The sequence below is a fragment of the Xanthomonas sp. CFBP 8151 genome (assembly GCF_011761885.1).
GTDB classification, from domain to species: domain Bacteria; phylum Pseudomonadota; class Gammaproteobacteria; order Xanthomonadales; family Xanthomonadaceae; genus Xanthomonas; species Xanthomonas arboricola_B.
On record NZ_JAASQZ010000002.1, the window covers coordinates 1021580 to 1047729 of the forward strand.

22 protein-coding genes and 1 other RNA gene are annotated in these 26150 nt (G+C 65.1%); 11 read left to right on the forward strand and 12 right to left on the reverse strand.

The features are described from left to right. Positions 1–16: 16 nt before the first annotated feature. Positions 17–1342, reverse strand: coding sequence for a GTP-binding protein (locus FHT08_RS12345; protein ID WP_104606907.1), 1326 nt, complete (start codon positions 1340–1342; stop codon positions 17–19). Positions 1343–1405: 63 nt separating this feature from the next. On the opposite strand from FHT08_RS12345, the gene FHT08_RS12350 reads away from it, so the two are divergent. Next, positions 1406–1792, forward strand: coding sequence for a MerC family mercury resistance protein (locus tag FHT08_RS12350; RefSeq protein WP_104606906.1), 387 nt, complete (start codon positions 1406–1408; stop codon positions 1790–1792). A gap of 4 nt (positions 1793–1796) precedes the next feature. On the opposite strand, the gene FHT08_RS12355 is transcribed toward FHT08_RS12350, so the two are convergent. Together FHT08_RS12355 and FHT08_RS12360 are read right to left on the reverse strand one after the other, a co-directional pair. Next, entirely contained in the window at positions 1797–3515 is a 1719-nt protein-coding gene (locus tag FHT08_RS12355; protein ID WP_166775237.1) for an ExeM/NucH family extracellular endonuclease, read from the reverse strand. A gap of 395 nt (positions 3516–3910) precedes the next feature. After that, positions 3911–4429 (reverse strand): c-type cytochrome, encoded by a 519-nt coding sequence (locus FHT08_RS12360; protein WP_104606904.1) that lies wholly within the window; start codon positions 4427–4429, stop codon positions 3911–3913. Positions 4430–4711: 282 nt separating this feature from the next. Between FHT08_RS12360 and FHT08_RS12365 the strand changes: the two genes are divergently transcribed. The 4 genes from FHT08_RS12365 to FHT08_RS12380 are packed head-to-tail and all read left to right on the forward strand — an operon-like array spanning position 4712 to position 7638. Further along, on the forward strand, positions 4712–5356 hold the full coding sequence (locus tag FHT08_RS12365; RefSeq protein WP_166775238.1) for a DUF4198 domain-containing protein: 645 nt from the start codon (positions 4712–4714) through the stop codon (positions 5354–5356). A 25-nt stretch (positions 5357–5381) separates the two neighbouring features. Then, positions 5382–5693: a DUF3649 domain-containing protein gene (locus FHT08_RS12370; RefSeq protein ID WP_166775239.1), complete on the forward strand. Its 312-nt coding sequence runs from the start codon at positions 5382–5384 to the stop codon at positions 5691–5693. Then, on the forward strand, positions 5690–7306 hold the full coding sequence (locus FHT08_RS12375; protein WP_166775240.1) for a PepSY-associated TM helix domain-containing protein: 1617 nt from the start codon (positions 5690–5692) through the stop codon (positions 7304–7306). Before FHT08_RS12370 ends, FHT08_RS12375 begins: the two co-directional genes overlap by 4 nt. Then, entirely contained in the window at positions 7303–7638 is a 336-nt protein-coding gene (locus FHT08_RS12380) for a DUF3325 domain-containing protein (protein WP_047124549.1), read from the forward strand. Before FHT08_RS12375 ends, FHT08_RS12380 begins: the two co-directional genes overlap by 4 nt. Positions 7639–7647: 9 nt before the next feature. Here the strand turns inward: FHT08_RS12380 and FHT08_RS12385 are convergent, their stop codons facing one another. From FHT08_RS12385 to FHT08_RS12395, 3 genes are all read right to left on the reverse strand, one after another. Further along, the gene (locus FHT08_RS12385; RefSeq protein WP_166775241.1) at positions 7648–8175 is read right to left on the reverse strand and encodes an RES family NAD+ phosphorylase; all 528 of its coding nucleotides are present in this window, start codon (positions 8173–8175) and stop codon (positions 7648–7650) included. After that, positions 8172–8546: a hypothetical protein gene (locus FHT08_RS12390; RefSeq protein WP_047124547.1), complete on the reverse strand. Its 375-nt coding sequence runs from the start codon at positions 8544–8546 to the stop codon at positions 8172–8174. Before FHT08_RS12390 ends, FHT08_RS12385 begins: the two co-directional genes overlap by 4 nt. An 86-nt stretch (positions 8547–8632) precedes the next feature. Beyond that, complete coding sequence (locus FHT08_RS12395; protein ID WP_166775242.1) at positions 8633–9253, reverse strand: TetR/AcrR family transcriptional regulator; 621 nt, start codon at positions 9251–9253, stop codon at positions 8633–8635. 128 nt (positions 9254–9381) lie between these two features. Here FHT08_RS12395 and FHT08_RS12400 point away from each other — a divergent pair, with 128 nt between their 5' ends. From FHT08_RS12400 to FHT08_RS12410, 3 genes are all read left to right on the forward strand, one after another. Next, a complete protein-coding gene (locus FHT08_RS12400; RefSeq protein WP_104606900.1) occupies positions 9382–10545 on the forward strand; it encodes an isovaleryl-CoA dehydrogenase in 1164 nt (387 codons plus the stop codon). A gap of 10 nt (positions 10546–10555) precedes the next feature. Then, positions 10556–12166, forward strand: a complete 1611-nt coding sequence (locus FHT08_RS12405) for a carboxyl transferase domain-containing protein (protein ID WP_166775243.1) — start codon at positions 10556–10558, stop codon at positions 12164–12166. A gap of 242 nt (positions 12167–12408) precedes the next feature. Beyond that, positions 12409–14436, forward strand: coding sequence for an acetyl/propionyl/methylcrotonyl-CoA carboxylase subunit alpha (locus tag FHT08_RS12410; RefSeq protein ID WP_166775244.1), 2028 nt, complete (start codon positions 12409–12411; stop codon positions 14434–14436). A 127-nt stretch (positions 14437–14563) separates the two neighbouring features. Here FHT08_RS12410 and FHT08_RS12415 read toward each other — a convergent pair whose 3' ends face one another. Further along, entirely contained in the window at positions 14564–15748 is a 1185-nt protein-coding gene (locus FHT08_RS12415; protein ID WP_166775245.1) for a putative peptide maturation dehydrogenase, read from the reverse strand. A 158-nt stretch (positions 15749–15906) separates the two neighbouring features. Between FHT08_RS12415 and FHT08_RS12420 the strand changes: the two genes are divergently transcribed. Next, the gene (locus FHT08_RS12420; protein WP_166775246.1) at positions 15907–16212 is read left to right on the forward strand and encodes an NHLP-related RiPP peptide; all 306 of its coding nucleotides are present in this window, start codon (positions 15907–15909) and stop codon (positions 16210–16212) included. Positions 16213–16243: 31 nt separating this feature from the next. On the opposite strand, the gene FHT08_RS12425 is transcribed toward FHT08_RS12420, so the two are convergent. The 4 genes from FHT08_RS12425 to aceB all read right to left on the reverse strand — a co-directional run bounded on the left by FHT08_RS12425 (position 16244) and on the right by aceB (position 23219). After that, positions 16244–18757: a putative peptide modification system cyclase gene (locus FHT08_RS12425; protein WP_166775247.1), complete on the reverse strand. Its 2514-nt coding sequence runs from the start codon at positions 18755–18757 to the stop codon at positions 16244–16246. Between the two features lie 3 nt (positions 18758–18760). Further along, a complete protein-coding gene (locus FHT08_RS12430) occupies positions 18761–19837 on the reverse strand; it encodes a GGDEF domain-containing protein (RefSeq protein WP_166775248.1) in 1077 nt (358 codons plus the stop codon). A gap of 291 nt (positions 19838–20128) precedes the next feature. After that, positions 20129–21424 (reverse strand): isocitrate lyase, encoded by a 1296-nt coding sequence (aceA, locus tag FHT08_RS12435; RefSeq protein ID WP_104606893.1) that lies wholly within the window; start codon positions 21422–21424, stop codon positions 20129–20131. 178 nt (positions 21425–21602) lie between these two features. Beyond that, positions 21603–23219 carry a malate synthase A gene (gene aceB / locus FHT08_RS12440; RefSeq protein WP_166775249.1) on the reverse strand — a complete coding sequence of 539 codons (1617 nt, stop codon included), beginning with the start codon at positions 23217–23219 and terminating at the stop codon, positions 21603–21605. 119 nt (positions 23220–23338) lie between these two features. On the opposite strand from aceB, the gene FHT08_RS12445 reads away from it, so the two are divergent. Next, positions 23339–24295, forward strand: coding sequence for a LysR family transcriptional regulator (locus tag FHT08_RS12445; protein WP_026064207.1), 957 nt, complete (start codon positions 23339–23341; stop codon positions 24293–24295). 236 nt (positions 24296–24531) lie between these two features. Here the strand turns inward: FHT08_RS12445 and FHT08_RS12450 are convergent. After that, a non-coding RNA gene (locus FHT08_RS12450) (sX9 sRNA) lies at positions 24532–24605 on the reverse strand. 179 nt (positions 24606–24784) lie between these two features. Here FHT08_RS12450 and FHT08_RS12455 point away from each other — a divergent pair. Then, positions 24785–26047, forward strand: coding sequence for a cation:proton antiporter (locus FHT08_RS12455; RefSeq protein ID WP_166775250.1), 1263 nt, complete (start codon positions 24785–24787; stop codon positions 26045–26047). Positions 26048–26150 lie beyond the last annotated feature (103 nt).

The window sequence follows — 26150 nt, forward strand, 5'->3', positions numbered from 1 at the left end:
GCGTTGCGCGGCAGCTTCAACGCTGCCAGTGCGGAAACGGATCGTCCAGCAGTTGCCATTGCGCCGGGCCCTGGCGCAGTTCCTGGTCGCTGAGCAGGCACGCATCCAGCGCTGCGCGCGTGCGCGGTGCATCCATGTCCACGCCGATCACCGCCAGCTCCTGGCGACGGTCGCCCCACAGCGGGTGCCAGAGCCGCTGCATCGCGGCGTATTCGCTGGCATCGCCGACCTCGTGCAAGTGCGGCAGCGGCGCGGTCCAGCACCGGGTCTGCTGACGTTGCCAGCCGATATCGGTGTACGGCAATGGCGTGATGCTGGTCTGCAGCGGCTCTCCGATCGCGTGCGCATCCACGCGATGGCGTGCGGCGAACCAGAAACCGGCCGCATTGGTCTGGGTCGCGCCACCCACGCTGGACAATTCGCCGACCCAATCCATGCGGCTGGCCAGCCAGAAAAAGCCCTTGCTGCGAATCACCTGCGGCAGCCCGCCCTGCACCATGCGCGCGAAACGCTGCGGGTGAAACGGCCGGCGCGCACGATAGACGAAGCTGCTGATGCCGTATTCCTCGGTCTCCGGCGTGTGCTGGCCGCGCAGTTCCTGCATCCAGCCCGGCGCCAGCTGTGCACGGGTGAAATCGAAGCGGCCGGTGTCGAGCAGCTGGCGCAGCGGCACCTCGCCGTGCGCCGCGTCGACGATCGCCGCCTCGCGATTGAGCGCACGCAACACCGCGCGCAGGCGTTGCAGCTGCCGTGTATCGATCTGATCGCACTTGCTGATCACCAGCACGTCGGCGAATTCCACCTGTTCGCCCAGCAACTGCACCAGCCCGCGGGTATCGTCCGGGCCGGCTTGCTGGCCAAGCTCGGCCAATGTGGCCGCCGAGCCGAAATCCTGCAGGAAGCGGCTGCCGTCCACCACCGTCACCATGGTGTCGAGCCGGGCGATGTCGGCAAGGCTGAAGCCGTCGGCATCGCGCACCGCAAAGGTGGCCGCCACCGGCATCGGCTCGGCGATGCCGGTCGATTCGATCAATAGATAGTCGTAGCGCTTCTGTTCGGCCAGCTTGCGTACCTCCTGCAGCAGATCGTCGCGCAGCGTGCAGCAGATGCAGCCGTTGCTGAATTCCACCAGCGTCTCTTCGGTGCGTCGCAAGGCCGCGCCGCCCTCGCGCAGCAGTTGCGCGTCGATGTTGACCTCGCTCATGTCATTGACGATCACCGCCACGCGCAGGCCGTCGCGGTTATGCAGGATGCGGTTGAGCAAGGTGGTCTTGCCGGCGCCGAGAAAGCCGGACAACACGGTGACGGGCAGGCGTGAATCGCGCTTGGGGGACAGGGACATCCTGAGGGCCTGGCTGGAATGGAAGTGTTACTATATAACACTCGCTCGACAGGACACCCCCCGATGCGCGTTACCGCTTCCGTGCTGGACAACTCGGCCATCGCCTTATCCAGCCTGTGCCTGCTGCACTGCCTGGCCCTGCCATTACTGGCCGCCACATTGCCGCTACTGGGTGCCTGGAGCCAAGCCGAATGGGTGCATGTGGTGTTTGCCGCGGCTGCCGTGCCGCTGAGCGGCTACGCGTTGCGGAGCAGCCATCGCCGGCATGCGCTGCCCGCGCCGGTGTGGGCGCTGGCGGTCTTCGGCCTGGCCGGCCTGGTGCTGGGCGCCAGCGGGGTTGCCGACGGCAGCTGGGAAACCCCGATCACGGTGACCGGCAGCCTGCTGCTGGCCGGCACGCACCTGCTCAACCTGCGGCTGCGCCGCCGCGCCGGGAGGTGCGCCAGATAGCGCGCTATAGCGAAAAACCCAGCAGCACCGGGTCGTGGTCGGAACTGCGCCACGGGCCGGGCAGGTTGCGCTTGGCATAGCCGGCGTCGTCCATGACATCGGCGTTGATATGCCATTCCACCGCGCCGCGCAGTTGCTTGGCCATCGCCGGGCTGAGCAGGGCGTGGTCCAGCCGCCCGCTCATGCCATCGTAGACGTAGCTGTAGGGCTGCTTGACACCAGCCACCGCAAAGGCGTCCTGCCAGCCGCTGGCACGCAGGCTGCGCATCGGGGTTTCCATCGCGTAGGCATTGAAATCGCCCAGCAGCACGGCCAGCCTGGTCTGCGCGCCGGTGGGGTCGGTCTGCAGCCACTGGTGCAGGCGCTTGGCCGATTCGGTGCGGGTCGCGTTCCAGCAGGCCTGGCCGTCGCGCTGGTCGGCATCGGCGCCGCTGGCACTGCCGCAGCCCTTGGACTTGAAGTGATTGGCGACCACCACGAAGGTCGCCCCGCGGGTGCTGCGAAACGCCTGCGCCAGCGGCACCCGGCTGTGGCTGTCGAACGGCCCGCCGGTCAGCGTGGCCGGCTTGCCGACCGGAGTGACCTGCGAACTGCGGTACACGATGCCGACCCGGATCGCGTCGTCGCCCGGGCCGCTGCCGGTGTCGACGAACTGCCAGTCCTTGTCCTTGTCGCCCGCGTTGAGCGCGGCGACCAGTTGCGCCACCGCCGCATCGGCGCCATTGCCGTCGTTTTCCAGCTCCATCAACGCGGCCACATCGGCGCGCAGCGGCACGATGGTGGACACCAGCTTGGTCAGCTGCGCCTGGAACTGTTCGTGCGTGCTCGCGCCGCGCTTGGTCGGAAAGCCGCCGCCGCGGCCATTGCCGTTGAAGAAGTTCTCCAGATTGAACGAAGCGATACGCAGATCGCCGCCCACCTGCGGCGCCACCGCGGTCGGCATGGCCGGCAGCGTCAACGGACTCAGGACCTGGATGCGGTAGTTGCCGTCGTAGCGCTGGTCGACGATACCGTCGACCGACTTGAGCAGGCTGCCACTGCGCAGCACCGGATCGGCCGGCAGATAGGCCACCGTCTTGGGGCTGCGGCCATTGCGTGCGTCGTCCAGCAATACCTGGCGACGGGCATTGTCGGCCTCCACCTGCGCGAAGGCCGGGGTACCGGCGGCGGCCACTTCGCTTGGCTGCCACAAGCGCCCGCCGAACGCGGCGACCAACTCGCCATAGGTGTCCAGGCGATCGCTGCCATTGAGCGTCAACGCGGCGATGCGTACGTGCTCGCCTTCCAGCGCTTCCCAGTTGGCCGGCGGCCCGCTGAGCATGCGCACCGGCACCGGCTGGCCGCTGGCCAGTCGCTCGATGCTGCTGGCATCCACCGTGGTCAGGCTCGCCTCGCCACCTGCCGATACCTCACGCACGGTGCCGACGATGCGCACGCGGTCGCCCACGGCCACCTCGGCATTGCCGGCACCGGTGACGAACAGGCCGTGCGAGCGCCGCGGCTCGAAGCCGGGCTGCTGCACGAACAGACCCGCCAGGCCGGCACGCGTATCGGCGGTGACGATGCCCTCGACGTCGACCACACGGCCGTCGTGGGGGCTACGGGTATCTTCGCCCTGCACGTCGGCGATCGACAGACGTTGCGGCGCGCCCTCGGCGGCACTGCCCAGCAGTGGCGCCAACAGACCGATCACACCGAGCACAACCAGCGAGCAACGCGACATCGACACACTCCAGAAGGACGTAGACCACATGCACGCGCCACCCCGAAGGCGGTGCGTGAGAACCGCGACAGGCTAGCAAAACGTTGCGAGTGGCGACCAGTTGCTGCATGGATCTCGTGGCCGTGCGCAGGTGCCGGCAACTGCGTACATTCCCCGAAGCGATGGCGCTGACGTGGCCGCCCGAGGCTGACGTCGTCGTGCAAGCACGTCGTGCAGCGAGTGCAAGCGCTCACGCAATGCCTGCCGCCCTACAAAAGCAAAGCGTGCTCCAGCGCGCGCAAGCCTCGCGATTGACCAGATCGACACGCCCGCGCACGGCAGGCGCTGCCACCTGGCCGCACACCGACCGCTTGCATCAGCCGCTTGTTGCGAGCGCTTGCTGCTGCTTCAGGCGCTTACTTCAGGTTGCCCAGCATCCAGTCGACCGTGGCCCGCACCTGCTCTTCGGTCAACGCCGGGTTGCCGCCCTTGGGCGGCATGATGCCGCCGTCCGGGCCGGTATAGCCCTCGATCGCGTGCTTGTACAAGGTGTCCTTGCCCTGGGCGATGCGCGCGTCCCAATGCGCATGGTCCAGCGTCGGCGCCTTGCCCACGCCGGTGGTGTGGCAGGCGGTGCACAGGTTGTCGAAGATGGTCTTGCCGTCGGTGCTGCCGCCATAGGCAGACTGCGAGGCGGCCTTGGCCAGCGCTGCCGCCTGGGCTGCGGCCTGTGCGGACGCGCCGGTGGTGCCGGCATAGACCGCGCCGGCCGGGGCGATGCGTTGCTGCACGCGCTTGGCCGCGGTGGGCGAGACTTCGTCGGGAATGGCGCGTTGCAAATAGGCTGCCAGGGCAATCAGGCCCAGGGTGATCACCACCAATAGGCCGATCACCATCGAGAATTTCTTCAGGAACTCGAGGTCGTAATTCCGCACGCGCTCACCCCTGGCTGTTGGTCGAAGACCTCTGCTAGCGCCGGAGTATAGAGCACAGTTTGCGCCCGTCTGGCCACTGTGCATGACAGTGATTGCAGCGGTGTGCGCTGCGCCCTGGCGCGCTATGGGTCTTGCGCGCATGCACCGTCTGTACCCGCCGATGAATTGCCGCAATGCCGCATGAGACGTTGGTCTGGCTGGACGGAATTGCGTATCATTCCCATCAATCCACGGTGATGCGGTCCTCGCCTCGCCCGGTCCCGCTGACGAGGAGTCGCCGCGATGAAGTCCTTCCTGCTGTCCTGCCTGGCCTTGGCCAGCATCAGTCTGTCTGCCCAGGCCCACGAGATCTGGATCGAACGCGACGGCAGCGGCCCGGTGCGCATCTACTTCGGCGAGCCGGCGCAGGAAGCCCTGGATCACGGCGAAGACGAGATCAAGCGCGTGGTCAAGCCGACCGTGTTCGGCAGCGCCGGCAAGGCTGGCGCCCTGCAGCGCGGCAGCGAATTCCTCACCGCGCCGTTGTCCGGCACCGGCGATGCCTGGCTGAGCGACGACAGCGTGTTCGAGCCGTGGAAGGGCGAGGCTGGCGGCTTCGAGACGGTGAGCTACTACGCACGCGCCGGGCGCGCCACGCCCTCGGCCAAGCTCGATTTCGAGCTGGTGCCCACCGCCGCCGACAGCAACACGCTGACCGTGCTCTATCGCAACAAGCCACTGCCCAAGGTCGAGGTGACGGTGATCGACCCGCAGAAGTGGCAGAAGACGCTGACCTCCGATGCCAAGGGCCAGGTGACCCTGCCCAAGCTGCGCGCCGGCCGGTACATCCTGGTTGCCACCAACAAGGAGCCGGTGAAGCGTGAGATCGCCGGCAAGCAGGTATCGATGATCCATCACATCAGCACGTTGACCTTCCTGGCCGAGTAAGTCGGCCACACGCCTGGCTGATCCGATGTCTACAGTACCGTCCCTGCCGCTTCCCTGGTTCAGGCGTCCCTGGCTGGGCGTGCTTGCGCGCACGCTGGCGGCAATGTTCGGCGGCTATGCACTCGCCAGCGCCACCAATCTGCTGCTGGCGCTGGTCCTGCCCATGCCACGCAGCGAGGCGGTGCTGACCAGCATGCTGGTCGGCATCGTGGTGTGCGCCTGCGCGCCGCTATGGGCCTTCGCCACCGCCAGCGTGTGGCGCGCCTGGGCCGGCATCGCGGTGCCGGCGTCGCTGATGTTCGCACTGGCCGCATGGCTGCAACGGGGCGTGGCATGAAGCAGGGATTCCGCCAGTCGATGGCGTGGCTGCACACCTGGACCGGGCTGCTGGTCGGCTGGGTGCTGTTGTTGATCTTCATGGGCGGTACGGCGAGTTATTACCGCGACGAAATCAGCCGCTGGATGCGCCCGGAATTGCCCACCACCACGGTGAGCAACTCAACCGCGCTGCGCAGTGCCGAGCAGTATCTGCAGACGCATGCAGCCGATGCGCAGAGCTGGAACATCACCTTGCCGGACACGCGCAATCCGGTAGTCAGCATGTACTGGCAAAACCCTGCGCCAGCCGACGGAAAGCCGGCCAGCCGCCGCCAGATGTACGGCAACGCCATCATCGACCCGGCCACCGGCAAGGAGATCGCCGCACGCGACACCCTGGGCGGCGAATTCTTCTACCGGCTGCATTTCGATCTGCATTATCTGCCGGTGATGTGGTCGCGCTATATCGTCGGTTTCTGCGCGATGTTCATGCTGGTGGCGATCATCAGCGGCGTGATCACGCACAAGAAGATCTTCAAGGACTTCTTCACCTTTCGCCCGGGCAAGGGCCTGCGCTCGTGGCTGGATTTCCACAATGTCAGCGCGGTGACCGCGTTGCCGTACCACGCGATGATCACCTACACCGGCATCGTGACCTTGATGTTCATGTACCTGCCGTGGGGCATCAAGGCGCAGTACTCCGACAACGAAATGCGTTTCTACGAAGAGGCCGCCAACCGGGTGGCCGATACGCGAAGCGCCTCTGGCACGCCGGCGCGCATGCTGCCGCTGGAACAATTGGTGGCGCGTGCGCGCAGCGACTGGCGCGGCGGCGAGGTTGGCAACGTGGCGGTGTCGCTTCCCAACGACGCGCACGCGGCGGTCGGGGTCACGCAGTTGGCCGACAATCTCTCCACCGATGCGCCGTCCATCCTGTTCGATGCGATCAACGGACAGCGCCTGCAGCGCAGCGGGTCGCCGGGCGGTGCCAGCCAGACGCGCGGGGTGATGGTGGGCCTGCATATCGCCCACTTCGCCGGGCCATCGATGCGCGCGCTGTTCTTCGGTTCCGGCTTGCTCGGTTGCCTGATGGTGGCCAGCGGCGTGGTGATGTGGGCAGTGAAGGAACGCCCCAAACATCTGAAGGCCGGGCGCATCGGCTTCGGGCTGCGGTTGGTGGATGCGCTCAACATCGGCACGGTCGCCGGCCTGCCGATCGCCTTTGCCAGTTTCTTCTGGGCCAACCGCTTGTTGCCGGTGAGCCTGGAGGCGCGCGCGGCAATGGAGGCCAATCTGTTCTTCGCCGCATGGGCTACTGCATTGCTGGCAGCATTCGTGTGGCCACGGCGCGCGATGTGGAGCTGGCAGCTGTATCTGGGTGCGGGCTTGTTCGCGTTGGTGCCGGTGGTCAATGCGATCACCACCGATGTGCATCTGGGCGTGACCTTGCCGGCCGGGCAATGGACGCTGGCCGGGGTCGATCTGGTCTGCCTGTTCCTTGGGGTGTCTCTGGGAATGGCGGGGTGGCGCTTGCAACGCTGGAAGGCACCGCAACCGGCGTCGGCACGACGCGCGCGCGCCACTGCCGCCGCGCCTGCGCAAGGCAGTGTGCCGATGCAGGAAAGCGCATGAGCGTGTGGCTGTTGCTGGCGCTGAATTTTTCCGGATTCGCCGCGCTGTGCCTGGCGATGGACAAGCATCAGCAGGACGTACGTGGCCGCACGCTGGGTGCCGCGCGTTCGCGGCAACTGCGCGTGCTGGGTTGGCTGCTGTTGCTGCTCACCTTCGGCCTGGCGGTACGCGCGCAAGGCTGGGGCATCGGTCCGGTGTTGTGGCTGGGCACATTGACCGGCGCCGCCGCGCTGCTGTCGCTGGGGCTGCTGCCGTATCGGCGTGGATTGATTCTGCCGACGGCTGTGGCCGCCCCGGTGCTGGCGGGTGCGCTGCAGCTGTTGGTGGGTTGAAGGACGTCGTTACGCCTCAATCGGCGGATCGCCCCAGCTGCGCCCGTCGCGCGGCAGGCGGCCATCGTCGAGCACGTGCAGCACGTGTTCGGGCTGCAGCATGTCCACAAACAGCACCACGTTGATGCCCTGCGGCAACGCCATGCTGGGAAAGATCACACCGGGGATCTCCGCCTCGCGCAGCATGTCGCCGAGCACCCAGCTCACCGGTTCGATCTTGTTGACCAGGGCCTTGCGCCAGTCCTCGGTCCAATCGGCCCAGAGCGGATCCCAGCTGGCATCGAGCAGGCGCAGATCGGCCAACGCCGGCAGGTCGGCGGCGTAACTGACCAGGGTCAATGGCGGCAGGAACAGCGCGGCCTGCGCGTATTCGGCAGCAGCGGTTTCCAGCTGCAGCGACAGATACAGCGCCGGCTGCCCGAAACGATTGAAGCGCCCGCCCGAGCGCGCCGCACCGGCGCCGCTGAGCGGTTCGGCGGCCCAGCGCGGAGTGAAGGCGCGATACAGCGTGCAGCGCGCCGGGGCGCTCAGCTTCAACCGGCGGCCCCCGAGGCCACGGTGCGCAGATAGGTCAGCGCATCGTCGGTACGGCCCTGTTTGACCACTTCCAGCAAGGTGGCGAATTCGAACGCGGGGATCGGGGTGTTCTTGAGGTGGAACACCACCTGGCGTTCGTCCGGCTGGACCTGCGTCATCGCCACCAGCAGGCGCGACAGGTTGCGTAGCAAGTCCTGCACGCGCGGGCTTTCCGGATGCACGCGCAGGCTGTTGCGATGCACGCCGGCCAGCTCGGCCAGCTCCTGCTGCGACAGATCCAGCAGGCCGGCCATGGCCGTGGGCGACAGGATGGTGCGATCAGGCACGCGCAGGCGTTCGGTCAGGGCCAGGGGATTGAGAACGGCGACCATCGCACGACTCCAGCAGGACGAGTGCACAGTATATGCACAGTCAGAAGCATTCATACAGCCCAGTTAGGCGCTCAGTCAGCGCACTGTCAGTCCGTCGGCTGGTGTGCTCCCACCGCGCGCAGGCAGAACCCGCAGATCGCCTCGACCAGTTGCTCGCCCTGCTGCGGGTCGCCACGACTGGGGGCGATCGGCCCCACCAGCGCCTCGGTGAAGGCGCCGACGATGCAGGCCGCCGCCGCGTCCAGCGACTGCTGCGGGAACTCGCCGGCCGCCACGCCTTCGGCAAGCAGCTGGCGGAACACTTCGCCGAACAAGCGTCGGCCACGGATGCGCTCGGCATCCACTTCGCTTTCCACCGGCTCGGCGATGAAGGCGTACGCCAACGCGGGGCCGGCCAGCGCGCGCCGCACGAAGGTCGCGATCGCATTGCGCAGGCGCTCGGCAGAGCTGGCCTGGGTAGTGGCGATGGCGCGCAGGATGGTCATCTCGCGCTGTATTGCCGCGTTGAGAACTTCCACGAAGAGCTCTGCCTTGGACGGGAAGTGTCGGTAAATCTGCCCGGTGGACACACCGGCGGCAGCGGCGACGGCGGTCACCGGGGCATTGCGATAGCCGCCTTCGGCAATCAGGGCGCGGGCCGCATGCAGGATGCGTTCGCGATTGCCGGCCAGGCGTTCTTCCATCAGGGCGGAGCGTCGATAAGCCATGGTGTGATTCTGGGTTCAATAGTTGAATTTTAGTTCACTTTTTCATTGCGGACCGCTAGGCTGCTTACAAACGCCGTGCGGCCTGCCCGCTCCCACCCGGCACATCCCGATCCCTGCGGAGTCGCTCCATGCACGTGCCGTCCCTGAATTTTGCGCTTGGCGAAGACATCGATCTGCTGCGCGAAAGCGTGGCGGCCTTCGCCAGCCACCATATTGCCCCGCTCGCGGCCGCGGCCGATCAGGACAATGTCTTCCCCGCCCAATTGTGGCGCCTGTTCGGTGAGCAAGGCCTGCTCGGGTTGACCGTGGAAGAAGAGTACGGCGGCAGCGGCATGGGCTACCTGGCACATGTGGTGGCGATGGAAGAGATCTCGCGGGCCGGCGGGGCCATCGGCCTGTCGTACGGCGCGCATTCCAATCTATGCCTCAACCAGCTGCGCAAGAACGCCACGCCGGAACAGAAACAGCGCTACCTGCCCAGGCTGTGCACCGGCGAGCATGTCGGCGCGCTGGCGATGAGCGAGGCCGGCGCCGGCTCGGATGTGGTGTCGATGAAGCTGCGCGCCGAGGCGCGCGGCGACCGCTACGTGCTCAACGGCAGCAAGATGTGGATCACCAACGGCCCCGATGCCGATGTGCTGGTGGTGTACGCCAAGACCGACCCGGATGCCGGCGCACGCGGCATCACCGCCTTCATCGTCGAAAAGGGCATGAAGGGGTTCTCCACCGCGCAGAAGCTCGACAAGCTGGGCATGCGCGGCTCCAACACCTGCGAGCTGGTGTTCACCGATTGCGACGTGCCGGCCGAGAACGTGCTGGGCACGCTCAACGGTGGCGTGCGCGTGCTGATGTCCGGGCTGGATTTCGAACGTGTGGTGCTGGCCGGTGGCCCGTTGGGCTTGATGGCCGCGGCGATGGATGTGGTGCTGCCGTACGTGCACGAGCGCAAGCAGTTCGGCGAGCCGATCGGCACCTTCCAGTTGATGCAGGCCAAGCTGGCCGACATGTACGTCGGGCTCAACGCCTGCCGCGCGTATGTGTATGCGGTGGCGCGCGCCTGCGATGCCGGGCTGACCACGCGCCAGGATGCGGCCGGCGCGATTCTCTACGCCGCCGAAAAAGCGACCTGGCTCACCGGTCAGGCGATCCAGGTGCTGGGCGGCAACGGCTACATCAACGACTACCCCACCGGGCGCCTGTGGCGCGATGCCAAGCTGTACGAGATCGGCGCGGGCACCTCGGAGATCCGACGCATGCTGATCGGCCGCGAGCTGTTCGAACGCACCGCCTGACGGAGCCACCATGAGCGTGATCACCAGCCAGCTGCAGATCAGCGGCGAGAGCTTCCAACATAACGCCGCAGCGATGCGCACCGTGGTGGAGGATTTGCGCCGCACGCTGGCGCAGACCGCGCTGGGTGGCAGCGCCGCCGCGCGTGCCAAGCACACCGCACGCGGCAAGTTGCTGGTACGCGAGCGTATCGATGCCTTGCTGGATCCGGGCAGCGCCCTGCTGGAGGTCGCGCCATTGGCGGCGCATGGCATGTACGACGATCAGGTGCCCTGCGCCGGTGTGGTGGCCGGCATCGGGCGCGTGTCCGGGGTGGAATGCGTGATCGTGGCCAACGATGCCACCGTCAAGGGCGGCACCTATTACCCGATGACGGTGAAGAAGCATCTGCGCGCGCAGGAAATCGCGCAGCAGAACCGCTTGCCGTGCATCTACCTGGTCGATTCAGGCGGCGCGTTCCTGCCGCTGCAGGATGAAGTGTTTCCAGACCGCGACCACTTCGGGCGCATCTTCTACAACCAGGCCAACCTCTCGGCCAACGGCATCCCGCAGATCGCCTGCGTGATGGGCTCGTGCACCGCTGGTGGTGCCTACGTGCCGGCGATGAGCGATGAAACGGTGATCGTGCGCGAACAGGGCACGATCTTTCTCGGCGGCCCACCACTGGTCAAGGCGGCCACCGGCGAAGAGGTCAGTGCCGAAGAACTCGGCGGTGCGGATGTGCATACGCGCATCTCCGGCGTGGCCGACCACGTTGCCGACAACGATCTGCAGGCCCTGGCACGCGTGCGCGCCATCATCGCGCAGCTCAACTGGCGCAAGCCGGCTGCATCGCTGGCACTGCAGGCACCGCTGCCGCCACGCTACGCCGCCGACGAACTGTATGGCGTGATTCCCGCCGATACGCGCAAGCCCTTCGATGTGCGCGAGGTGATCGCCCGCATCGTCGACGACTCGCAGCTGGACGAATTCAAGCCGCGCTACGGCAGCACCCTGGTCACCGGCTTTGCGCATCTGCATGGCTACCCGGTGGGCATCATCGCCAACAACGGCATCCTGTTCTCCGAGTCCGCGCTCAAGGGCGCGCACTTCATCGAGCTGTGCACGCAGCGCGGCGTTCCGCTGGTATTCCTGCAGAACATCACCGGCTTCATGGTCGGGCGCAAGTACGAACATGGCGGCATCGCCAAGGACGGCGCCAAGCTGGTGATGGCGGTGGCCTGTGCCAAGGTGCCCAAGTTCACCGTGGTGATCGGCGGTTCGTTCGGTGCCGGCAATTACGGCATGTGCGGCCGCGCGTATTCGCCGAACTTCCTGTGGATGTGGCCGAATGCGCGCATCGGCGTGATGGGCGGCGAGCAGGCCGCCAGCGTATTGGCCACCGTGCGCCGCGACGGCATCGAAGCCAAGGGTGGCGCCTGGTCGGGCGAAGAGGAAGATGCGTTCAAGGCACCGATCCGTGCGCAGTTCGAGCAGCAGGGGCATCCGTATTACGCCAGTGCACGCTTGTGGGACGACGGCATCATCGACCCGGCCGATACCCGCCGCGCGCTGGGGCTGGGACTGTCGGCCGCATTGAATGCGCCGATCGAGACGACGCGCTTTGGCGTGTTCCGGATGTGAGGTGGTGATGCCCGTTTGCACGTGCTGCGCCTCACTGTCTTGCAGTGCACATGCATCTGCAAGCAGGCTGTTGCGTGTTGTCTGGAGCATTGCATGAGGACGCTCGCGTTGCCTGCTTCGAGCAGCGAATCGCATCAGGGCACAGTGGTGTCAGCTGCCATCGCACCGTGTACCGCGCAATCCATGCATCCGTATCTTCATCGCAGTGCCCGCCACCATGGCGGCGTACAGAGAACTTGGTCATGACCCAGCGCGAACTCACCACCACAGCAAGGCCGCCCTATTTCGACAAGATCCTGATCGCCAATCGCGGCGAGATCGCCTGTCGCGTCATCGCCACCTGTCGCAAGCTCGGCATCGCGACCGTAGCGGTGTATTCCGATGCCGACCGCGGCGCGCGGCATGTGCGGCTGGCCGATGAAGCGATCCATATCGGCGCCGCACCGGCGCAACAGAGTTATCTGCGTGGCGATGCGATCCTGGAAGCGGCACGCGCAAGCGGGGCGCAGGCGATCCATCCCGGCTATGGCTTCCTGTCCGAAAACGCCGCGTTTGCCGATGCCTGCGCGCAGGCCGGCATCGTGTTCATCGGCCCACCGGCGGCAGCCATCCGCGCGATGGGCGACAAGAGTGCAGCCAAGGCGCTGATGCAGCGCGCCGGCGTGCCACTGACACCGGGCTACCACGGCGACGAACAGGCGCCGGCCTTCCTGCGCGCGCAGGCCGATGCGATCGGCTATCCGGTGCTGATCAAGGCCAGCGCCGGCGGCGGCGGCAAGGGCATGCGCCGGGTGGATGCCAGCGCGGCATTCGAAGAGGCATTGGCCAGCTGCCAGCGCGAGGCGCAGTCGGCCTTCGGCAATGCGCAGGTGCTGGTGGAAAAGTACGTCGAGCGCCCGCGCCATATCGAGATTCAGGTATTTGGCGATACCCGGGGCGAGGTCGTCCATCTGTTCGAGCGCGATTGTTCGGTGCAACGCCGGCATCAGAAAGTGCTGGAGGAAGCACCTGCTCCCGGCATGAGCGAACAACGCCGCGCCGCAATGGGCAAGGCCGCCGTGGATGCCGCGCGCGCCGTGGGTTATGTCGGCGCCGGCACGGTGGAATTCATCGCCGGCCCGGATGGTGATTTCTATTTCATGGAAATGAACACCCGCCTGCAGGTCGAGCACCCGGTGACCGAGTTGATCACCGGCACCGATCTGGTCGAGTGGCAATTGCATGTCGCCGCGGGCGAGCCGTTGCCGCTGCGTCAGCAGGACCTGCGCATCCATGGCCACGCGCTGGAAGCGCGCCTGTACGCCGAAGATGCCGAACGCGGCTTTCTGCCGTCGACCGGCACGTTGCGGCAGCTGCAGTTTCCCGCACCCGGCGCGCATGTGCGGATCGATGCCGGCGTGGAGCAGGGCGACTGCATCAGCCCCTACTACGACCCCATGATCGCCAAGCTGATCGTATGGGATGTGGATCGCCCTGCCGTACTGGCACGCATGCGCGAGGCGCTGGCGCAATTCCATGCGGTGGGCGTCACCACCAACAGCGCGTTCCTTGCGCGCCTGATCGGCACGGTGTCGTTTGCGTCTGCCGATCTGGATACCGCGCTGATCGAACGCGAGCAGGCCGTGTTGTTTGCCGAGGCAGTCAGTCCGGCCAACGCCTGGTGGTGCCTGGCGGCGGCGTTGATCGCCGCAACATTGCCGAAGGCGGCCGCCGATCCAGCCGATCCGTTTTCACCATGGCAGCACACCGATGGGTGGCGCATCGGCGCGCATGCGGCGCACACCCTGACGCTGGAGGCCGCAGGCGAACGCCGCCAGTTTGGCGTGCGTCCGCTTGCCGATGGCTGGCAGGTCACGGCTGCGGGCGACACACGCACACTGCGCTACCACCTGCAGGACGATGCACTGCGCGTGGAAATGGATGGCCGGCAATGGCGCATGCAGGTCCTGCGCGATGGCGATACCCTGACATTGCGCGATGCCACGCAGCGCGCGACATTCCGCCACCATGATGCGCTGCTCGAAGCCGATCAGCCGGCGCACGACACTGGTGGCCTGACCGCACCGATGCCGGGCCGCATCGTGTCGCTGGTCGTCCCGGTGGGGCAGTCCGTCACTCGCGGGCAGGCCCTGGTGGTGCTCGAAGCGATGAAGATGGAGCACACCTTGCATGCACCCAGCGACGGCACCGTAGCGGCGTACCTGGTGGCCGAAGGCGAGCTGGTCGCCGAGGGTGCCGCGCTGGTGGAATTTGTGTCCGCGTCTGCGTAGCGGCGCCTGGCGCATTGGCACCTGCACGTGATGTCGGGCCAGCGGCCTGTTGCCGGTCCTTGACCTGAAGGCCATCCAATCAACGTGAGATGGCTCATCCAACAGCGTGAGTCTCCTACACACAGAGCTATTGCTGATCGAGTTGATTGGAATCGCTTACCCCAGCCCAGATCGCACCAGCTGGATCCAGTTCTGTAGTGACCATGGTCTGAGCGCGCCAACCGAAGCCACAGACAGCCAAAACACCTTGCGATATCGGGTCCAACCCTAAAGCACGTTCAAGATGTTTTTCGTTGACGGCGCCGGTGATGAATGCACCCAAGCCCAGATCTGTAGCCGCAAGGTAAAGCGTCTGCGAGAGGTGACCGGCCTCCAATGCGACCACACGATACCCTTTGGCGTGTTGCCGGTACTTCCAGAAGGTTCTATCGAAACGCGGAACCAGCGCGATCAGGACATGCGCATCTGCAAACCAGTGCTGTTGCCCGACAGCCTGCATAACGAAATCGTCGGAGCATTCAACCCCTGCGACAAGCTCGAGTGCATGAACATCTGCACGATAGTGATAAACGCCTGCCGCCAACCCCTCCACACACCTGACCAGAATGTAAGCCTCAATCGGATGCAAGCCGCCGCCAGATGGGACGTTTTTCTTCAAGAAGACCAGATCGTCGCCGACCTTTACCTTAGCCTGTGCGGCAAAAACCCGCTGCAGCATGTGGGAAAACATCTGAAGGGAAACCGCTTTGCGCCGGTCAAAATTACGGCATGTGACCCGGCGGCCCAGCAAATCGTCGAAGTTGTTTCGGGGCGTCGATGGCAAGCCGATCAATGCGTCGTTATCAACGGTCCGCTGGGCCTCCGGAGGTGCGGGGCCGAGCACACGACGCATTGCCACAGCCGTTTCGGTTCCAGAGTCCCGTGTGTTCTTGACCGCATCCACACCATCCCAACGCGTGAACGCATGCAGCACCGCTGCAAGCGGATGCCAATGCGATGCTCTGAGACGTTCATCGTTTCGGGCAAAGAACGCGTCCTGTGCTCGCTCCTCCAGCACCAGGCCTTCGTCGATCAACCCCTCCAGTGTTTCGTGGTCGAAATGCGATCGGTCCGTCCAATGCGAGGGGCTGAGTTCACCCAGTAACCGGCGCTGATCTTCCGTCACTGCCACTGGCGTATCGAGATGGGGCGCGAGCGCGAACCACTCCATCACATGTTGCAGCCCATTGCCTCCCTGCAGAAGACTCTCCAGCGTATAGAACACGGTTTCCCGCGGCTCCAGCATGACGACTGCACAACGTCTGACCCGCATCGGCTTCTCCAGCGAAATGAAATGCACCTTACGCAGGTGTCCCTGCGGTAGCTATAGCGTCTCCTGCCCGCCCAAACTTGAGTCCGTTGCACGATAGCCCTCAAGCCAACAACGCTAAAGCCGCTATGTGATACTTCACCCACTTGAAGAATTCAAAGATGCCGACGCTGAAGCTTGATCCTGCAGTTGCAAGCAAGTTGATCGACCTGCTGTCCACGGACGACGCCTTCCGCACGCTATTCGTCTCAGACACGGTGACGGCGTTACAGCTGGTCGGGCACATCGCCGCACCTGAGGACGACCTTGAGGCCTTTGTGCGCGATTGCGCGAGCAGCATCCAGCTTGCCGACAAGGATGTGATCGCGAGCGCCCGTGAGCAAATCAACACCATGCTTACGGCAGGAACCTCACATATCGTTCCTCAACTGGATGCTGGCTACGGCGGCGATAGAACTCTCAAATAATTCGACGGATGTGCGGCATGGGCAACATGGGTCAGCCCTGGGCCTCCGCAATCCAGGAAGCCTCTGCAGCTTTCAGATCCACTACATTGAGTGACTGCAAGCAGTACCCGCATTCGATTTCCGCGTAGGCCAGGCCCCGGCGCTGCCGCATCCAGTCGTTCTGGATGCGTGCGTCTTCGTTGCGCCGCGCTGATCGTGCCGCGCGCATTGCGGTGGCCCGCGTCTGGAAACGGGATGCCGAATCCAGATAGGGCATAAGCGAGCGGAACGCATCGTCCGGCCTCCGATTTGCCATCAGAATTTCGGCGTCCACTACCGCGCCCAGTTCGACGATCAGGCGGTTGGCATAGGCTAGCGGCGCTGCTCTGACCTGTTCCCGAACCTTCGCCGCACTCGATGTTTCTCCCGCTCGCACCATCACCAACGCTGCGGCCAGAGCAGTAGACAGATTGTCGATGGTATCGATTGGTACGTCCTTGCTTATGTCGTGCAGCGCTAGCTGTGCACCTTCCTTGGCTACCTCCGCAGCTTTAAGGCGCTGCCCCGACGCCAACAATGCAGTCGCCAGGGGAACGTAGTAATTGATGCGGTCCGTCCCTTGCTTGTTCAGGCCCGCGTCCACGCCGGCTTGGGCGTGCGCAACTGCACCACGCAGATCACCCTCGTCCAGAGCGACAGTCGCTCGGGTGATGCCGGCATGGAAATTGGTTGCCTCCACTTTTGCAAGCGCACTGCGTGCACTGGAGAAATCGCGCTTGGCGGCGGCTACGGCCGCCTGGCGGAGCAACGCGCCATTCCAGCCCGCGTTCACTGCTTGTGCCACTGCGTGATCGGCTTGATCGTATTGCCCCAGAGCAAGCAGGATGCGCCCATGCATATCGAGCGATATGCTGGAGAGATCGTACTTGCTTTGCGTCGACATACGCGCATGAGGCAATGCCTCAGTAAACCGGTTTGCAACAAACAGATCCATCGCTGCATTGGCTTGAGCAGGCGCGTAGTCTGGATACAGCTCTGCCATCTGAACCCAGGAATCGGCTGCCTGCGCCGGGTCAAGAATCTGTACACCCCAACTCTTGACGTAAAGCGCCTCACGCGGCGGAAGCCTGGATTTGAATCTTTCAGCGACGTTCAGTGTCTCGGTCGCCTTTCTGTAATCGACATTGGCAAAATGAGCACGCACTTGTCCCAGCCAAGCCAATGCGAAGTGAGGATCTATCTCCACTGCTTTCTGGAAGAAATCCAATGCAGCGGCATATTTTCCCTCCGCATAACGTTTCTGCCCAAGTGCGTAGGCGCGCAGGGCATCCAGACTGGAGGTCGTTACATCTGGCAAAGCGGGACTATTGTTGCGGATGCTCTCGCGGTTTTCGCCGAGCTGGTTTCTTAATTCGCCGGTAACCTTGTCAACTGCAGCAAGAATCGAAGGATTGGAACCGAAAGCAGTGCTTACTGCTACTGTCTGCTGTGTCTTCGGGTCAACGACTTCCACAACAAAACGCGTTCGTCCACCGACGTAGCCGACCGAAGGAAGCAACACCGCACGTGCGCCACTCCGAAGTGCAACGTCTGAGGCGTTCTTGCGATCCAAAGGCTCCTTGTAAGGATCCTTACGCATCAGCGCCAGCAGCTTGAGCGTTCTGTCCTCACTGAGCACATTGACGTAGCGCGACTGTTCCAGACTGATCCGAAAAGCCTGATCCAGAGAACTTTCCAGCATGACGTCGTCGGTAAGGTTGCGTACCGTTCCCACAACCACCCAATCCCGCTCGGCGAACGCAAGCGCCGGCTGCGGGCGTGCAAACAGCCAGACAGCAACACCGATTCCGAGGACCACTCCTAACTCTGCGACTAATGCCGCAGGCCGTCGCCACAGCGGAACATCGCGCCAGGCCTTTGCCGAATTCTTCGGCGTGCGCAACGGCGTCAGGCCGACTTCGCCAACCTCATAGATCTCCATCGGCGTGGGCACGCCCTTGAAGCGCCAGCGGCCGTGGGATTTCCACAGGATGCGATCGCCGCGGTCGCCCAGTTCGCGTGCCGCGCGATGGGTCAACGACTCGGCCACCGCCGACAACAGGATCTGCCCGGGCCGTGCCATCGACATCAGGCGTGCGGCGGTGGGCTTGGCCAGGCCTTCGACTTCCAGCGGTTTGGCGCCGATGCTGACCGCTTCGTCGCTGTTGCGCCAGGTCAGTACTTCGCCGACGTGCAGCCCCTGGCGCGCGCACAGCGTCAGCGCGCGGGCATTGCCCATCGCCTTGAGGCCGCGTGCGTAATCCAGTGCAAAGCCCAGACCGTCGATGGGGCGATCGAACAGCAGCAGCAATCCATCCGAGCGGTCGATCAGGCGGCCACGCCACTGCTGCTGCAGTTTGACGACCAGCCGATCGTGCTCGCGAAACAGCGCGGCGGCGGCGTTGTCACCAATGCGTTCGACCAGCGCGGTCGAATCGCACAGGTCGGTCAGCAGCAAGGTACGCAAGCGCGGCGCCTGGATCGCATCCGACGACGCATCCTTGCGTGCGTGGGCGCGAGCGCTCATTGCTCAGCGATTGTCCGACGTGGTTGGGTTGCCGGATGGCTGTGTGACGCCCGACACCAGCGTTTCATGCATGCACAGCACGTTGCCGCCCTGTCGCTTTGCCTCGTACAGCGCGCTGTCGGCCAGCGTGTACCAATCGTTCCATGCCGCGTCGGCGTCGATCATGCACAGACCCACGCTGACCGAGCAGCCCTGCTCGCCCTGGCCATTGCCCAGGCGCGCCTCCACCGCGCGTACGATGCATTCGCCGATGTGATGCAGCAGCTCCTGGGTGCCCAGTGCGACCAGCACGCAGAATTCGTCGCCGCCGAGCCGGCAGGCGAGGTCGCCGTCGGCGATGACCGAACGCAGTGCATGGGCGACGTTCTGCAACACGCGGTCGCCAGCCAGATGACCGAATTCGTCGTTGATGCGCTTGAAGCGGTCGCAGTCGATCAGGATCAGGCCCACCCCGGGCACGCGGCCGGCGCGTCGGCATTCCTGCAGATGCAGGGCGAGGCCGCGACGGTTGTGCAGGCCGGTGAGCTCGTCGGTGCGGCTGAGTTCTTCGGTGTGGTTGAGCTGGTGCGAGGTGACGTAGAGGTTGTCCAGCGCCGCTTCCAGGTCGTGATTGCGCCGGCGCAACTGGCGGATCAGCAACTGCTCGTTGTTGACCACGCGCACGATGGAGCGGCGCAGAAAATGCGCCACCATCGACGGATTGTGGTCGACCAGGCGCTGGAAGTCTTCATGCGCCAGTTCGATCAGACGGGTGTCGGCGGATGCACTGGCGCCGGCACTGCGCGCATGGTCGCCGATCAGCAGGCCAAGTTCGCCGAAGAATTCGCCCGGGCCCAGGTGCTTGAGCATCAGGTCTTCGCCGAAATCCAGATCGACCTGGCCACTGACCACGATGAACATCTGCGTGCCCACCGCCCCGCGCTCGAACAGCGCCTGGCCGGCAGCCAATTCGCGAGCACGGCCAAAGCGGGCGAAAAACGCCAGCTCTTCGGCAGTCATCAGCGCATGCAGCCCGTCCGACAGCGTCTTTGCAACGCTCCCCGTCGGCTCCACTGCGCCGGCAGTGTTATGGCACGTCATCCAAATTCCCTTAGACCGACCTGCAGCGCCGGCCTGCCCTAGCATCGTACAGGAGCGTTTTGTTCAGCACCAGGTCACACTCTATCTCATTTAACTTGAGACGAAATGACGGGTATTTGCAAAAAAGTGAGGGCTCGGTTGCCCAAGCCCCTTGCTCCCTTCCTGCAGTAGCGCATGGCGCCGCGCGCGAGGCCGGCGCTGTTCTACGGTGCTGGCGCAGACTTGCCGGCGGGCAAAACCACATGCTCCGATCCATCCCGCAGCCAGCTGACGAGCGTTCGCGACGCAGCGTTACGCCGCCTTTTCGCCGTGAAACTGCTCTTCCTCGGTCGAGCCTCGCAGCGCGGTGGTGGACGACTGGCCCTGCTGGATGGCCTGTGTCACCGCGTCGAAATAGCCGGTGCCCACCTCGCGTTGATGCTTGACCGCGGTAAAGCCCATCTCGGCCGCCGCGAACTCTGCCTGCTGCAACTCGACGAAGGCACTCATCTGGCGGCGTGCGTAGCCATGCGCCAGGTTGAACATGCCGTAGTTCAGAGCGTGGAAGCCGGCCAGGGTGATGAACTGGAATTTATAGCCATAGCTCGCCAACTCGGTCTGGAATCTGGCGATGGTGGCGTCGTCCAGGTTCTTCTTCCAGTTGAAGCTCGGCGAGCAGTTGTAGGCCAGCAATTTGCCCGGGAATTTCGCATGGATGGCTTGCGCGAAGGCACGCGCAAATTCCAGATCCGGCTTGCCGGTCTCGCACCAGATCAGATCCGCATATGGGGCGTAGGCCAGCCCGCGGCTGATCGCCTGATCCAGCCCGTTGCGGGTCTTGAAGAAGCCTTCGACGGTGCGCTGCCCGGTGGTGAACGGCTGGTCGTTGGCATCCACATCGCTGGTGATCAGATCGGCCGCCTCGGCGTCGGTGCGTGCGATCAGCAGCGTGGGCACGCCCAGCACATCGGCAGCCAGACGCGCGGCATTCAACTTTTCGATCGCCTCGCGGGTGGGCACCAGCACCTTGCCGCCCATGTGGCCGCATTTCTTCACCGATGCCAGCTGATCTTCGAAGTGCACGCCGGCGGCGCCGGCTTCGATCATCGCCTTCATCAACTCGAAGGCGTTGAGCACGCCGCCGAACCCGGCCTCGGCATCGGCCACGATCGGCTGCAGGAAGTCGATGTCGTCGTTGCCTTCGGCGTGATGCAGTTGATCGGCGCGCAACAAGGTGTTGTTGATGCGCTTGACCACCGCCGGCACCGAGTCGGCCGGATACAGCGATTGGTCCGGATACATCTGCCCGGCCAGGTTCGCATCGGCGGCGACCTGCCAGCCGGACAGGTAGATCGCCTTCAAACCGGCCTTGACCTGCTGCATCGCCTGGTTGCCGGTCAACGCGCCCAGCGCATTGACGAACGGCGTGGCGTGCAACGCGTTCCACAACTTGTCCGCGCCCAGCCGCGCCAGCGAATGCTCGACATGCACGGTGCCGCGCAAGCGCACCACGTCGGCGGCGGTGTAGTTGCGGGTGATGCCGGCCCAGCGCGGATTGCTGGCCCAGTCTTGCTGGATCTGTTCGGCGGTCTGCAGTGTGCTGCTCATGGTGCGTTCTCCTGGCAGGGATACGACGGATGCAACGAGGAAGGAATGGCGCATCAGAGGCGCGCCGGGCATGGCAAGGCCGTCGTTGCGCGCGTGGGCGCAACGGGCGGTGTGGTGCATGACGTTGATGGATTGCAGCGACAGCGCGCGTGCGCTGGCGTGTCGCGGCAGCGTTGGCTCAATCGATCAGGCGATACGCCGGCACGGTGAGGAAGTCGGCCAGCACATCGGCACGGCTGAGTGTGTCCAGCAGTGCAATGGCGTCGTCGATGCGCGCGGCGCCCGGCAGTGCATCGGTCGCACCCAGGCGTGCCGGCAGCGCACGCAACGTGGCCTGCAACAGGGGCTGATCGATCGCAGTGCCGTCGTCCAGGTGCTGGCCGTGATGCAACCACTGCCACAGCTGCGCGCGGCTGATCTCGGCAGTGGCGGCGTCTTCCATCAGGTTGTGGATGGGCACGCATCCATTGCCGTCCAGCCAGGCGGCCAGATAACGCACGCAGACTTCGACATTGCCCTCAAACCCGGCGCGGGTGACGGTGCCCGGCGAAGGCGCGATCAGCATGTCGCGCGTCACCTGCACGTCGTTGCGCAAGACATGCTGCTGATGCGCAGTGGGCATGTGTTCGTCGAAGATCCTCATCGCCACCGGGATCAGGGCCGGATGCGCCACCCAGGTGCCATCGTGCCCGGCGCTGACTTCGCGCAGCTTGTCGGCACGCACGCGTGCCATCGCCTGCTCGTTGGCGGCCTCGTCGTGATTGATCGGAATCTGCGCGGCCATGCCGCCCATCGCATGCGCGCCGCGGCGATGGCAGGTCTTGATCAGCAGTTCCGAATACGCCTTGAGGAAGGGCTGGCTCATGGTGACCTGGCCGCGTTCGGGCAACACGCGGTCGCGATGCGCGCGGAAGGTTTTCAGATACGAAAAGATGTAGTCCCAACGCCCGCAATTGAGCCCGACGATGCGCTCGCGCAGCGCATGCAGGATCTCGTCCATCTCGAACACCGCCGGCAGCGTTTCGATCAGCACGGTCACCTTGATCTGCCCATGCGGCAGACCGAGCATCGCTTCGATATGCGCCAGCGCGGTTTCCCACAGCGCGGCTTCTTCCATGCTCTGCAACTTGGGCAGATACAGATACGGGCCACGGTCCTTGGCCAGCAGGGCGCGGCCGTTATGGAAGGCGAACACCGCCGCGTCGAACAGTCCGCCGGCCAGCGGCTGGCCATCGATGAGCACGTGCTTCTCATCCAGATGCCAGCCGCGCGGGCGCACGATCAACACCGCCCGTTCGGCCTCCGGGCGCAACGCGTAGTGCTTGCCGTTGGGCGCATCGAAGCTGAGATCGCCTCGCACCGCAGCGGCCAACGTGCGCTGCCCGGCCAGCAGATTGCGCCAGGTCGGCGCGGTGGAATCCTCGAAGTCGGCCATGAACACCTTGGCGCCGGAGTTCAGCGCGTTGATGACCATCTTCGGATCGGTGGGGCCGGTGATCTCCACCCGGCGGTCCTGCAGCGCCGACGGCAGCGCGGCGACGCGCCACTCGCCATCGCGGATGGCGCGGGTGTCTGGGCGGAAGTCCGGCAACTGACCGGCATCGTAGTCGGCCTGGCGCGTGCGCCGCTGTGCCAGACGCTGCTGGCGACCGGGCTCGATCGCGCGATGTAGCGACACCAGCAAGGCCAGCGCGGCGGCAGGAAGGAGTTCCACCTGACCTGCGACCTGCATGGTCAGCGACAGACCGGGAGTGGCGCGTTCGGTAGGACGTGGGGCAAAAGCGGTAGAAGACATGTCGGGGAGTCCTTCTGAATCCGGACTTGCACCGTGCGCCGAACGCGAATATTTGACAAAGCAGTTTTATCAATGCTGTAAATAAGCCAGGCTTATATTGCATGCCGGAACGCACTGAGATGGCGCCAACCCCTCGATTTTCCTACAAATCCGATCGACTCAAACCGCTGCGCGCGTTCTGTCAGACGGTGCGTTTGGGTTCTGTCTCACGGGCGGCTGAGGCGCTGTATGTGAGCCAGCCGGCAGTGACCCTGCAGCTGCAGGCGCTGGAACGCGACCTGGGCGTGGTCCTGTTCGAGCGGTCGGGGCGACGCATGGCGCCCAGCCGCGAGGGCCAGCTGCTCTACGACATGGCGCTGCCGCTGGTGGAGAGCCTGGACGGGCTGGAGACGAGCTTCCGCGAGAAGGTGCGCGGGCTGGATGCGGGCGAGCTCAATATCGCCGCCAACAGTTCCACCATCCTGTACCTGCTGCCGCGCATCGTGGCGAACTTCCGCGCGCGTCACCCGGATGTGCGCCTGACCCTGCACAACGCCATCAGCGCCGACGGCACCGACCTGCTGCGCGAAGACGCAGTGGACCTGGCGATCGGCTCGATGCTGGACGTGCCGGCCGACCTCAACTACGCGCCGGTGTATCGCTTCGAACAGCTGCTGATCACCCCGCCCGATCATCCGTTGGCCAGCAAGTCCACGGTCACGTTGCAGGATCTGTCGCCGTATCCGCTGATCCTGCCGCCGCGCCGGCAGGTCACCTATCGGCTGGTCGATCTGATCTTCCAGCAGGCACGCGTGCCCTACACCGTGGCGTTGGAAGTGGGCGGCTGGGAAGTGATCAAGCAATACGTGGCGATGGACATGGGCATCTCCATCGTCACCGCGATCTGCGTTACCGAGGCCGATCGCGACAAACTTGCCACCCGCTCGTTGAAGGATTACTTCCCCACCCGCAGTTATGGCGTGGTGGTGCGCAAGGGCAAATATCTCTCGCCGCAGGCACGCGCATTTATCGAGCTGATCCAGCCGGATCTGTTTACCCCGCGCGGGTATGACGAAAGTGGCGATTCGGAGCGGTGAGCCTCCTGCCTGCTTGTGCGCGTGAGTCCCAGTAGCCCCCGAGCGTGCTCGCCGGGCACTGCGCATGAGATCGCCATGCGTTCTCCATCGGCGATGCCGTGCGCGGCGTGCGGGTCGCCATCCGAAGGCGTCGCTCGATCAAGCCGTGCAAGCGACACGGGGTCGCCCCGACGATCGGCGCCGCATCATCTCGGCTCGATGCGACTGCACGGCGGTTGGTGTCATAGACTAACAACGGGCAACAAAACGCGGCGAGCGGTCGTCAGGTAGGGGCAGAAGGCGCGCTCAGAGCCGGAGTGTACGAGTCGATTCCGAACACCGGCCGCGCCCGCCTGACGGCGGCGCCGTCGTTTTGATAGCCGCTCTCAGCCGATGTTGTGGGTACTGCATGTCATCAACAGCTGGTCAGTCCGGGGAACCATTGGCCAGATGCGCAGCCGTCCCGTACTGCGGGGCGAGCCGACTCAACCAACGCGAAGGGCTGACGCAATGAATCCGACAATGGTGTTGCTGGTGCAGTTGGCGGTGATCCTGGGCGCGGCGCGTGCGTGCGGCGCGCTGTTGCAACGCTTCGGGCAGCCGCCGGTGATCGGCGAGATGGCCGCCGGCCTGCTGCTGGGGCCGATCGCATTCGGCGCGTGGCTGCCGGAGTTGCATGGCGTGTTGTTCGCCTCCAGCAGCTTGCCGCCGCTGTCGGGCCTGGCCAACATCGGCGTGGTGCTTTTCATGTTCATCGTCGGCGTGGAGTTGCGCGCGCCGGAGGGCACCGCCGCGCAGGTGCGCTCGTCGGTGCTGGTGGGGCTGTCCGGTATCGTGCTGCCGTTGCTGCTGGGGCTGGTTGCCGCGCCCTGGTTGTTTACGCGCTTTGCACCGCAGGGCATCGGCTTCTGGCCATTCGCCTTGTTCATTGCCGCGGCGATGTCGGTGACCGCGTTTCCGGTACTGGCGCGCATCCTCAAGGACCGCAACATGACCCGCACGCCTGCCGGCCGGCTGGCCCTGGGCGCGGCGGTGATCGACGATGCCACGGTGTGGATGTTCCTGGCGATCGTGCTCACCCTGACCGGCGGCAACACCCATGGCGGTGTTGCGTTCACTGCGACCGGTGCAGTGGTGTTGATTGCGGTGGTGTTCGGCGTGTTGAAGCCGGTGTATGCACGTGTGCTCACGCCGCGCGCAAGCGATGGAGACTATCCGTCGACTGCGTTGGTGTGGGTGCTGATCGGTGTGCTGGCCTGCGCCGCGGTGGCCGAATGGATCGGCCTGCATGCGATCTTCGGCGCATTCCTGTTCGGCATCTGCGTGCCGCGCGATGACCGCCTGCTGGTACACCTGGCCGGGCGCATCGAACCCCTGGCGATCACCTTGCTGATGCCGGTGCTGTTTGCGGTCGCCGGCCAGGCCACCAGCCCGGGCGTGTTCGTCGGCGCAGGCGCCGCCGGCTTTGCGCTGGTGGTCGGCGTGGCGGTGACCGGCAAGCTGGTCGGCTGCACCCTGGGCGCGCGCCTGAGCGGGCACGATTGGCGCGATAGCCTGAGCGTGGGTTCGCTGATGAACGCACGTGGCCTGATGGAACTGGTGGTGATCAAGATCGGCCTGGACAGCGGTGTGATCGGGCCGGATCTGTTCACCCTGTTGTTCGGCATGACGCTGGTGACCACGGTGATGGCCTCGCCGATGGTGGCCTGGTTCCAACGCGGCCGGCCGGCCGTCACTGCCAGCGGGCTGGGTGCGGGTCGGTCGCCGCATTGACGAGGCAGCACAGGTCATCTGCGTGCGGCCTCGATGGACGCGTCTGCATCGGCCTGCGATGTCCAAGGCATCAGTCGGCGCCACGCACCCTCACCGCTGCGGT